General features: G+C 58.9%; 10 protein-coding genes. 8 read left to right on the forward strand and 2 right to left on the reverse strand.

Annotated features, from left to right (window positions below; translation table 11 throughout):
* Position 1: 1 nt before the first annotated feature.
* Positions 2–2,704, reverse strand: a complete 2,703-nt coding sequence (locus AC1DU9_RS04710; RefSeq protein ID WP_223458374.1) for a [protein-PII] uridylyltransferase — start codon at positions 2,702–2,704, stop codon at positions 2–4.
* A gap of 41 nt (positions 2,705–2,745) precedes the next feature.
* On the reverse strand, positions 2,746–3,528 hold the full coding sequence (gene map / locus AC1DU9_RS04715) for a type I methionyl aminopeptidase (RefSeq protein WP_223458376.1): 783 nt from the start codon (positions 3,526–3,528) through the stop codon (positions 2,746–2,748).
* 371 nt (positions 3,529–3,899) lie between these two features.
* Here map and rpsB point away from each other — a divergent pair, with 371 nt between their 5' ends.
* The 8 genes from rpsB (at position 3,900) to rseP (ending at position 11,366) form a co-directional block, all read left to right on the forward strand.
* Entirely contained in the window at positions 3,900–4,637 is a 738-nt protein-coding gene (gene rpsB / locus AC1DU9_RS04720; RefSeq protein WP_003222119.1) for a 30S ribosomal protein S2, read from the forward strand.
* A 189-nt stretch (positions 4,638–4,826) separates the two neighbouring features.
* Complete coding sequence (gene tsf, locus AC1DU9_RS04725; RefSeq protein ID WP_223458378.1) at positions 4,827–5,690, forward strand: translation elongation factor Ts; 864 nt, start codon at positions 4,827–4,829, stop codon at positions 5,688–5,690.
* A 210-nt stretch (positions 5,691–5,900) separates the two neighbouring features.
* Positions 5,901–6,644 (forward strand): UMP kinase, encoded by a 744-nt coding sequence (gene pyrH, locus AC1DU9_RS04730; RefSeq protein ID WP_003189161.1) that lies wholly within the window; start codon positions 5,901–5,903, stop codon positions 6,642–6,644.
* Complete coding sequence (gene frr / locus AC1DU9_RS04735; RefSeq protein WP_108216657.1) at positions 6,641–7,198, forward strand: ribosome recycling factor; 558 nt, start codon at positions 6,641–6,643, stop codon at positions 7,196–7,198. Before pyrH ends, frr begins: the two co-directional genes overlap by 4 nt.
* A gap of 13 nt (positions 7,199–7,211) precedes the next feature.
* The gene (uppS, locus tag AC1DU9_RS04740) at positions 7,212–7,967 is read left to right on the forward strand and encodes a polyprenyl diphosphate synthase (protein ID WP_223458380.1); all 756 of its coding nucleotides are present in this window, start codon (positions 7,212–7,214) and stop codon (positions 7,965–7,967) included.
* Positions 7,967–8,773 carry a phosphatidate cytidylyltransferase gene (locus AC1DU9_RS04745; protein ID WP_223458383.1) on the forward strand — a complete coding sequence of 269 codons (807 nt, stop codon included), beginning with the start codon at positions 7,967–7,969 and terminating at the stop codon, positions 8,771–8,773. The genes uppS and AC1DU9_RS04745 overlap by 1 nt, the downstream gene beginning before the upstream one ends.
* The gene (gene ispC / locus AC1DU9_RS04750; protein WP_223458385.1) at positions 8,770–9,960 is read left to right on the forward strand and encodes a 1-deoxy-D-xylulose-5-phosphate reductoisomerase; all 1,191 of its coding nucleotides are present in this window, start codon (positions 8,770–8,772) and stop codon (positions 9,958–9,960) included. The genes AC1DU9_RS04745 and ispC overlap by 4 nt, the downstream gene beginning before the upstream one ends.
* Before the next feature lie 53 nt (positions 9,961–10,013).
* Entirely contained in the window at positions 10,014–11,366 is a 1,353-nt protein-coding gene (gene rseP / locus AC1DU9_RS04755; RefSeq protein WP_223458388.1) for a sigma E protease regulator RseP, read from the forward strand.
* The last annotated feature ends 6 nt before the right edge of the window (positions 11,367–11,372 follow it).

The raw sequence follows: 11,372 nt of genomic DNA on the forward strand, positions 1-11,372 counted from the left end.
TTCAGATGCTGATGCGCGACAGTTTGATATCGGGTTCCTGGTTGACGCTCAGTTGTTCGACGATCGCATCCTGCAGGCGGCTGCACAGCAGTGGGTCGGACAGCGGCTGGTTGTTGGCGTCGGTGATGAAGAACACGTCTTCCACGCGCTCGCCGAGGGTGGCGATCTTGGCGTTTTGCAGCGACAGATCGAACTCCAGGAAAATCGTGCCAATCCGCGCCAGCAGGCCCGGGCGGTCGGGCGCCGTGAGCTCCAGTACCGTCACCTGGCGCTGGGCGTCGTTGTGGATCGTCACCTGTGGCGCAAAGGCGAAATGCTTGAGCTGACGGGGAACCCGGCGCTGGATGATGGTCGGGTAGTCGTCCGGGTTGCGCAGGGCTTCGGTCAGGCCGTCGCGGATTTGCTTGATCCGCGCCGGGTTATCGCCGATCGAGTCGCCGTCGGCGTCGAGCACGATGTAGGTGTCGAGGGTGAACTGGCTGCTGGAGGTGATGATCCGGGCGTCGTGAATGTTCAGGTTGAGCTGGTCCATCGCCGCCACGGTCACGGCAAAGAAGTCGTGCTGGTCGGGGGCATAGATGAAGATTTGCGTGCCACCTTCAAATTCGCGCTGGGTGGTTTCCTTGATGAGAACCAGTGGCCCTCCGTCAGCTGGTTGCTGGAGGATCGCGTCGCTGTGCCAGGCCACGTCGCCGGCGGTGTGGCGCAGGAAATAGTCATCACCCAACTGCGCCCACAGTTGTTCGACATCGTCCGGGTCGGTGCCGCCGCGCACCAGGATATCCAGGGCGGCGCTCTGGGTCTGGCGGATCTGTTCTTCGCGGTCCACCGGGTTCTCCAGGCCACGACGCAGGGCGCGCTTGGTCTCGGTATAGAGCTGACGCAGCAGGCTGGCGCGCCAGGAGTTCCACAGGGTCGGGTTGGTGGCGTTGATGTCGGCGACGGTCAGCACATACAGATAGTTGAGGCGGGTTTCGTCGCCGACGATCTGCGCGAAGTCGTGGATCACCTGTGGGTCGGACAGGTCCTTGCGCTGGGCTGTGGTCGACATCACCAGGTGGTTTTGCACCAGCCACACGATCAGGCGGCTGTCCCACACTGGCAGATGGTGGCGCTGGCAAAAGGCCTCGGCATCCACGGCGCCGATGTCCGAGTGATCGCCATGCCGGCCTTTGCCGATGTCGTGGTACAGGCCGGCCATGTAGATCAGCTCGGGTTTGGGCAGCTTGCCCATGAGCTTGCTGGCCAGCGGGAATTTTTCCGACACCTGGGTGTACTGCAACTTACGCAGGTGTTTGATCAGGTTCAGGGTGTGCGCGTCGACCGTATAGATGTGGAAGAGGTCATGCTGCATCTGCCCGACGATAAAACCGAATTCGGGTAGATAACGCCCAAGGATGCCGTAACGGTTCATTCGCCGCAGGTTGCGGTGGATACCGATCTTGCATTTGAACAATTCGATAAACAGGCTGGTGTTGCGAATATCGTTGCGGAAGTCGTCGTCGATCAGGTGACGGTTCTCCCGCAGCAGGCGAATGGTGTCGGCGCGCACGCCCTTGATTTCCGGCTGCTGGGCCATCAGCACGAAGATTTCGAGCATGGCGAACGGCGTGCGGCGAAAGACGTTGTCGTTGCGTGCTTCGATGTAGCCGTCATGCAGCTGGAAGCGCGAGTTGATCGGCTGCGGTGGCGCTTGGTCTTGCGGTGCGAGGATGACTTCCTCGAAGTGCTGGATGATCAGGTCGCTGAGCTGGGCGATGCTCATCACCACCCGGTAATACTGCTGCATGAAGTTTTCGATGGCTTGCTTGGCGTCGTCGCCTTTGAAGCCCAGCAGCCCGGCAATGGTGCGCTGGTGATCGAACAGCAGGCGGTCTTCGGAGCGGCCGGCGAGCATGTGCAGGGCATAGCGAACCTTCCACAGGAACTCCTGGGAAGAGGCGAGCAGGGCGTTTTCGCTTTCGACCAGAAAGCCTTCGCCAGCCAGTGCCCGCAGGTTCAGGGTGCCGTACTCGCGACGGGCCACCCACAGGATCGTCTGGATATCCCGCAGGCCGCCGGGCGAGCCTTTGACGTTGGGTTCCAGGTTGTATTCGGTGTCGTTGTACTTGTGGTGGCGGGCCTTTTGTTCGGCGCGCTTGGCCAGGAAGAAGTCCTTGCTCGGCCACATGTGCGCGGTGCTGGTGACGTCCAGCATGCGCAGGCGCAAATGCTCGGGGCCGGCGATGGTGCGGCTTTCCATCAGGTTGGTGACGACCGTCAGATCGGCGCGGGCCTCGACGGCGCACTCCTCGATAGAGCGAACGCTCTGACCAACCTCCAGGCCGATGTCCCACAACAGCGTCAGAAAACGCTCGATGGAATCGCGGAAAACTTCGTGGTCGGCGCTGTCCAGCAGGATCAGCAAATCGATATCGGAGTAAGGATGCAGTTCACCACGGCCGTAACCGCCGACCGCGACCAGCGCGATGTCGGCGTCCTCGCTCCAGCTGAACTGCTCCCAGGCCTTTTGCAGGATGTTGTCGACGAACCAGGCGCGATCCTCGATCAGCCGGCGAATGTCGCGGCCGCTGCGAAAGCGCGCGTCAAGCACCTCGCGGGCCTGGCGGATCGCCTTCTTGAAGGCCGCGATCGGGCTTGCCTTCAGGGCCAGTTCAGCCTGGAACTGGCCACGGTCGAAGAGTTCGGGATCCACCTGCGGCATCGATTGGCTTTCCTTTCTATAGGCGATGTACGGTAACGGGATCAGGGCGAAACGCGAGGGATGGTGTCATCGCTGCGCAGGGTGAAGATCTCGTAACCGGTTTCGGTCACCAGCAGGGTGTGCTCCCACTGTGCCGAGAGCTTGCGGTCCTTGGTGATCGCGGTCCAGCCGTCGCCCAGTACCTTGGTGTCGGCACGGCCCTGGTTGATCATCGGCTCGATGGTGAAGGTCATGCCGGCCTTGAGTTCCATGCCGGTGCCAGCGCGGCCGTAGTGCAGAATCTGCGGCTCTTCGTGGAACACCTTGCCGATACCGTGGCCGCAGAATTCGCGAACCACCGAGAATCCGTTCTTTTCAGCGTGCTTCTGGATGATTTCGCCGATGTCGCCCAGGCGGCAGCCGGGTTTGACGATTTCAATCGCTTTGTACATGCATTCCTGGGTCACCTGGGACAGGCGCTCGGCCCAGACCGGCACGGTGCCGACGTGGAACATGCGGCTGGTGTCGCCGTGGTAGCCGTCCTTGATGACGGTGACGTCGATGTTCAGGGTGTCGCCATCCTTGAGCGGCTTGTCGTTCGGGATGCCGTGGCAGACTACGTGGTTGATCGACGTGCAGATCGACTTCGGATAGCCCTTGTAGTTGAGCGGGGCAGGGATGGCTTTCTGCTCATTGACGATGTAGTCGTGGCAGATCTGGTTCAGTTGGTCGGTGGTAACGCCCGGCTTGACATATTCGGCAATCATTTCCAGCACATCGGCGGCCAGTTTGCCGGCGATACGCATTTTGGCAATGTCCTCGGGGGTTTTGAGGGTGACGGTCATACAGGCTCTCTCTGCGCCAGCCGGCGCTTTCTAAACGGAAAGGGCATTGCGCGATCGATCTTCGCAGCCCTGAAAAATGCGATTCTACCAGACGATCAGCGCAAATCTGCGCCTGTGTGCATCGCTTCTCTCTATAGAATGGTGCATTCTTGGCGGATTCCAAGGGACGGAGCAAAGCGCCCGCCAGGATTTCAGAATCCGGGTTCCGTTTTGCCCTGCCTTGTGATATAAAATGCGCCGCTTTCCGGGGATGTCCCGAAAAGCCTAAATCCACACACGTGTCGACACGATGACCTGGGTGCCTTCAGCTGATGCTGCTGGTTGGTCATTGGGATACGTGGAGGCCAAACCCGACTTATTAAGGAACTATCATGTCCCAAGTCAACATGCGCGATATGCTGAAGGCCGGTGTGCACTTCGGTCACCAGACCCGTTACTGGAACCCGAAAATGGGCAAGTACATTTTCGGCGCGCGTAACAAGATCCACATCATCAACCTTGAAAAAACCCTGCCAATGTTCAACGAAGCTCTGACTTTCGTAGAGCGTCTGGCCCAGGGCAAAAACAAGATTCTGTTCGTCGGCACCAAGCGTTCCGCTGGCAAGATCGTTGCTGAAGAAGCAGCACGTTGCGGTTCGCCGTACGTCGATCACCGCTGGTTGGGCGGCATGCTAACCAACTTCAAAACCATCCGTGCTTCCATCAAGCGTCTGCGTGACCTTGAAGTTCAAGCCGAAGACGGTACTTTCGCCAAGCTGACCAAGAAAGAAGCGCTGATGCGCTCCCGTGACCTGGAAAAGCTGGATCGTTCCCTGGGTGGTATCAAGGACATGGGCGGTCTGCCAGACGCTCTGTTCGTTATCGACGTTGATCACGAGCGCATCGCGATCACCGAAGCCAACAAGCTGGGCATCCCGGTTATCGGCGTAGTCGATACCAACAGCAGCCCGGAAGGCGTTGACTACATCATCCCAGGCAACGATGACGCAATCCGCGCTATCCAGCTGTACATGGGTTCGATGGCTGACGCTGTCATCCGCGGTCGCAACAACGTTGCCGGCGGCACCGTTGAGTTCGCAGCTGAAGAAACTCAGGCTGCAGCTGAGTAATTGACGCCCTGGCGTTGACTCAGTAAGCAAAAAGGGGGCTTGGCCCCCTTTTTGCCACCTCGAAAACCATTTGTCGGCGCCCACTGCTCTATCTGTAACGTGCGGCAGCTAACAAGGGTGGTTCGGGAAGAATTGATCGCCCGTTCGATCGGGTGGAATGGTTGAAAACCTATCCAAGAGGAATTTGAAATGGCAGAGATTACTGCAGCGTTGGTCAAAGAACTGCGCGAGCGTACCGGCGAAGGCATGATGGACTGCAAAAAGGCCTTGACCAAGGCTGGCGGCGACATCGAGAAAGCCATTGATGACATGCGCGCTTCGGGCGCCATCAAGGCTGCCAAGAAAGCCGGCAACGTTGCCGCTGAAGGTGCTATCGCTCTGAAGGAAGACGGTAAATCCGCCGTTCTGCTGGAAGTGAACTCGCAGACCGACTTCCTGGCCCTGCAGGACGACTTCAAGGAATTTGTTGCAGCAAGCGTTGAAAAAGCGTTCGCCGACAAGTTGACTGATGTTGCTCCGCTGATCGAAGCTCAAGAAACTGCTCGCCTGGTACTGGTCGGCAAGGTTGGCGAAAACGTCAATATCCGTCGTCTGGCACGCGTTGAAGGTGACGTTGTCGGTGGCTACCTGCACGGCAACAAGATCGGTGTTGCAGTTGTCCTGAAAGGCGGCAGTGTTGAGCTGGCCAAGGACATCGCTATGCACGTAGCGGCTACCAATCCTGAATTCCTGCTGCCATCGGAAGTTTCCGCTGAAGCGATCGAGCGCGAGAAAGGCGTGTTCCTGACGCTGAACGCTGACAAGATCGCCGGCAAGCCGGAAAACATCGTTGAAAACATGGTCAAAGGCCGTATCAGCAAGTTCCTGGCCGAAGCCAGCCTGGTTGAGCAGGCTTTCGTCAAGAACCCTGAAATCAAGGTCGGCGACCTGGCCAAGAAAGCCGGCGCTGAAATCGTTTCCTTCACTTACTTCAAAGTAGGCGAAGGCATCGAGAAGCCAGTGGACAACTTCGCAGAAGAAGTTGCTGCCCAGCTGGCTGCCGCCAAGCAATAAGACGGTTTTTTAACTGTCGCCCAGAAGAGGCTGCCCGCTCACGCGCGCAGCCTCTTTTCAGATGGGGCGCCAATTTTTATTTGGTTTCCTTTTGGAACTGGCTTACAAAGCCATGTTCCGATGGCGCTGAAGCAGCGCCAAGCTAGATTGAACGCCAGCTGTAAACAGCTCGCAAAGAATTTTTAAAATACGCCGCAGGAGAGATTCGCAATGGCTCAGCAGGGCAGTGGTTATCAGGCTCGCTATAAACGCATTCTACTCAAGCTTAGCGGCGAGGCCCTGATGGGCTCGGAAGAGTTCGGGATCGACCCGAAAGTTCTGGATCGCATGGCATTGGAAGTTGGCCAACTGGTCGGCATCGGTGTTCAGGTCGGTCTGGTCATCGGTGGTGGCAACCTGTTCCGCGGCGCGGCGCTCAGCGCGGCGGGCATGGATCGGGTTACCGGCGACCACATGGGCATGCTGGCCACTGTGATGAACGCCCTGGCAATGCGCGACGCGCTGGAACGTGCCAATATCTCGGCCATCGTGATGTCGGCCATTTCCATGGTAGGCGTGACCGATCACTACGATCGCCGCAAGGCCATGCGCCACTTGAATTCCAAGGAAGTGGTGATTTTCGCGGCCGGTACGGGTAACCCGTTCTTTACGACGGATTCGGCTGCCTGCCTGCGTGCAATCGAAATCGATGCCGATGTCGTGCTCAAGGCGACCAAGGTCGATGGCGTCTACACCGCTGACCCGTTCAAAGACCCGCATGCCGAGAAGTTCGATCATCTGACCTACGATGAAGTGCTGGATCGCAAGCTGGGTGTGATGGATCTGACGGCCATTTGCCTGTGCCGCGACCACAAGATGCCGCTACGCGTATTTAACATGAACAAGCCCGGCGCCCTGCTGAACATCGTGCATGGTGGCGCTGAAGGAACCCTGATCGAGGAAGGCCAACAATGATCAACGAAATCAAGAAAGACGCTAAAGAGCGCATGCAGAAGTCCGTGGAATCGCTGGCGCACAATTTTGGTCGTATTCGTACCGGCCAGGCGCACCCGAGCATCCTGGAAGGCGTGATGGTGCCGTACTACGGCGCCGACACCCCGATCAAGCAAGTGGCCAACATCACCGTCAAGGACGCCCGTACCCTGCAAGTCGTCGCTTTCGAGCGCAACATGCTGGGTGCTGTCGACAAGGCGATCGGCAGTGCTGGTCTGAACTTGAACCCGACCAACCTCGGCGAGCTGCTGCTGATCAGCATGCCTGCACTGACTGAAGAAACCCGTCGTGGTTTCACCAAGCAGGCTCGCGACGTTGCTGAAGATGCCCGTGTTGCCGTGCGCAACATCCGTCGTGATGCCAACAGCCAGCTCAAGGATCTGGTCAAGGAAAAAGAAATCAGCGAAGACGAAGAGCGTCGCGCCACTGGCGAGATCGATGATCTGACCAAGAAGTTCGTGGCCGAAATCGACGCGAAGCTGGCAGAGAAAGAAAAAGACCTGATGGCCGTATAAGGGTCGCGTTTTCATGGAAAAGACCAAGCAGACTGCACCGTCCGCGGTGCCGCGCCATGTCGCGATTATCATGGATGGTAACAATCGCTGGGCGAAGAAGCGCTTTATGCCGGGTGTCGCCGGGCATAAAGCGGGTGTGGATGCGGTACGTGCGGTCATTGAGGTTTGTGCCGAGGCCAAGGTCGAAGTATTGACCCTGTTCGCCTTTTCCAGCGAGAACTGGCAGCGTCCGGCCGATGAGGTCAGCGCCTTGATGGATCTGTTCTTCAGGGCACTGCGTCGTGAGGCCAAGCGCCTCAACGACAACAACATCAGCCTGCGCATCATTGGTGACCGCTCGCGTTTTCATCCGGAGCTGCAGGCTGCCATGCGTGAAGCCGAGGCCATGACGGTCGGCGCCAATCGCTTTATCCTGCAGATCGCCGCCAATTACGGCGGTCAGTGGGATATCGCGCAAGCTGCGCAGCGACTGGCGCGAGAAGTTCAGGCCGGGCACTTGCGTCCCGAAGACATCACGCCTGATCTGCTGCAGACCTGCCTGGTCACGGGCGACCTGCCGTTGCCGGACCTGTGTATCCGTACCGGTGGCGAGCACCGCATCAGCAACTTCCTGCTCTGGCAACTGGCCTATGCCGAGTTGTATTTTTCCGACCTGTTCTGGCCGGACTTCAAACACGATGCCATGCGCAATGCGCTGGCCGATTTCGCTTCCCGCCAGCGCCGCTTCGGTAAAACGAGCGAGCAGGTCGAGGCTGGAGCCCGGGTTTAATGCTTAAACAACGAATCATCACCGCGCTGATCCTGCTGCCGATTGCCCTGTGCGGGTTTTTCCTGCTTGAAGGTTCCGGTTTTGCACTGTTCATCGGTCTGGTCGTAACCCTTGGTGCCTGGGAGTGGGCGCGCCTGGCGGGTTTTGCCGGTCAGGTGTTCCGCGTCGGCTATGCCGTTGTGGTCGCATTGATGCTGTTCCTCATGTACATCCTGCCCGGCCTCGCGCCTTGGGTATTGGGTGCTTCGGTGTTGTGGTGGGTGGTGGCGACGTATCTGGTGCTGACCTATCCGCATTCGAGTGAGCATTGGTCCAATGCGGCGACCAGGTTGGTGATCGGCCTGTTGATTCTCCTGCCGGCCTGGCAAGGTCTGGTGCAGATCAAACAATACCCGCTGGGTAACTGGCTGATCATGGCGGTGATGGTGTTGGTCTGGGGGGCCGATGTTGGCGCCTACTTCTCTGGTCGTGCTTTCGGCAAGCGCAAGCTCGCACCGCAGGTCAGTCCGGGCAAGAGCTGGGAAGGCGTGTACGGTGGTCTGGCGTTGAGCCTGGTGATTACCGCAATGGTTGCCCTGGTGCGCGACTGGACGGTGGCCGAGCTGCTCAAAGGGCTGATCGGTGCCGCGCTGATCGTGTTCATTTCGGTGGTGGGCGACCTCACTGAGAGCATGTTCAAGCGCCAGTCAGGGATCAAGGACAGCAGCAATCTGCTTCCGGGGCACGGCGGCGTGCTGGATCGTATCGACAGCCTGACTGCAGCGATTCCGGTATTTGCCGTGCTGCTGTGGATGGCGGCCCCATGAGCCGCTCGCAACAGATTACCGTGCTGGGTGCGACCGGCTCGATTGGCCTGAGTACGCTCGACGTCATCGCTCGCCATCCTGACCGTTATCAGGTCTTTGCCTTGAGTGGCTTCACCCGCTTGAGTGAATTGCTGGCGCTCTGTGTGCGCCATGTCCCGCGATATGCTGTGGTGCCTGAGGTCGCGGCTGCCCGCACCCTGCAGGATGATTTGCGCGCGGCAGGTCTTTCGACTCGAGTTCTGGTGGGTGAGGAAGGTTTGTGTCAGGTCGCTTCCGATCCGGAAGTCGATACGGTCATGGCGGCCATCGTCGGTGCAGCGGGATTGCGCCCGACACTGGCGGCGGTCGAGGCTGGCAAGAAGATCCTCCTGGCCAATAAAGAAGCACTGGTCATGTCCGGCGCGCTGTTTATGCAGGCGGTGCGCAAGAGCGGTTCGGTGTTGCTGCCGATCGATAGCGAGCACAACGCGATTTTTCAGTGCATGCCGCTGGATTATGCCCGTGGCCTTGAGGCGGTCGGTGTGCGTCGGATTCTGCTGACAGCTTCCGGCGGTCCGTTCCGGCAGACGCCAATAGCTGAACTGGCGCATGTTTCTCCCGATCAGGCTTGTGCGCACCCGAACTGGTCCATGGGGCGAAAAATCTCCGTTGACTCGGCCAGCATGATGAACAAGGGGCTTGAGTTGATCGAAGCCTGCTGGCTGTTCGATGCCAAGCCATCTCAGGTCGAAGTGGTGATTCACCCGCAAAGTGTGATTCATTCGCTGGTCGACTATGTCGACGGTTCTGTCCTGGCGCAGTTGGGTAATCCGGACATGCGCACGCCCATCGCCAATGCCCTGGCCTGGCCGGAGCGGATTGACTCGGGTGTGGCACCGCTGGATCTGTTTGCCATTGCACGGCTGGACTTCCAGGCGCCCGATGAAGAGCGTTTCCCTTGTCTGCGTCTGGCCCGTCAGGCAGCCGAGGCGGGTAACAGCGCGCCGGCGATGCTCAATGCGGCGAACGAAGTGGCGGTGGCGGCATTTCTCGACGAGCGGGTTCGTTACCCGGAAATCGCGAGTATCATCGAAGAAGTATTGAATCTGGAGCCTGTAGTGGCAGTGGGCGATCTCGAGGCAGTGTTCACGGCAGACGCGAAGGCGCGATTGCTGGCCGGACAATGGTTGAGTCGTCACGGGCGGTAAATGCTGCGGATAGTTGACCCAGGCAGCAGCGGATCGGATTGCGGAGAAAGTAGATGAGCGCGCTCTATATGATTGTCGGCACCCTGGTCGCTCTGGGTGTGCTGGTTACCTTCCACGAGTTCGGCCATTTTTGGGTCGCGCGTCGTTGTGGGGTCAAAGTGCTGCGCTTCTCCGTAGGCTTCGGCATGCCATTGCTGCGCTGGCACGACAAGCAAGGCACCGAATTCGTCATCGCCGCGATTCCGTTGGGCGGCTACGTCAAAATGCTCGACGAGCGCGAGGGTGAAGTGCCCCTCGATCAGCTCGGCCAGACCTTCAATCGCAAGTCCGTTCGTCAGCGCATTGCCATCGTAGCTGCAGGGCCGATAGCCAATTTCCTGCTGGCATTGGTGTTCTTCTGGGGTTTGGCAATGCTCGGCAGCGAGCAGGTGCGTCCAGTCATCGGGGCTGTCGAGTCCGGCAGTATTGCGGCCAAGGCGGGTTTGAGCCCAGGCCAGGAAATCGTGGCCATTGATGGTGAGGCGACTTCAGGCTGGGCGGAGGTGAATCTGCAATTGGTTCGTCGCCTGGGTGAAAGCGGCTCGTTGCAGATAATGGTTCGCGAACAGGGCTCCACGGCTGATTCCCCTCGTGAACTTGCGCTGAACAAATGGCTCAAAGGGGCTGACGAGCCGGACCCTATCCACTCGTTGGGGATTCGCCCGTGGCGCCCGGCATTGCCGCCTGTCCTGGCTGAGCTCGATCCAAAGGGGCCAGCTCAGGCTGCCGGCCTGAAGGCGGGTGACCGGTTGCTGGCGCTTGATGGTCGTACGCTGGATGACTGGCAGCAGGTCGTCGATACCGTCCGTATGCATCCTGACACCAAAATCATGCTGCGGGTTGAGCGCGACGGTGCTCAAATCGACGTCCCTGTGACGCTGGCCGCTCGCGGCGAGAGCAAGTCACCCAGCGGTTACCTGGGGGCTGGGGTGAAGGCGGTCGATTGGCCACCGGAAATGATCCGCGAGGTCAGTTACGGGCCATTGGCAGCGATTGGCGAGGGGGCTCGACGCACCTGGACCATGAGCGTGCTGACCCTTGATTCACTGAAGAAAATGTTGTTCGGCGAGCTCTCGGTAAAAAACTTGAGTGGACCGATAACCATTGCTAAAGTGGCGGGCGCTTCGGCCCAGTCGGGTGTTGCTGATTTCCTGAATTTCCTTGCTTATCTGAGTATTAGCCTGGGCGTTCTGAATTTGTTGCCCATTCCGGTACTGGATGGGGGACATTTGTTGTTTTATCTGATCGAGTGGGCGCGTGGTCGTCCCTTGTCGGATCGGGTGCAAGGTTGGGGGGTACAGATCGGTATCAGTTTGGTGATCGGGGTGATGTTGCTTGCTCTGGTCAATGATCTGGGTCGATTGTAACGCTTC

This window comes from Pseudomonas sp. P4_C1 (genome assembly GCF_056402155.1).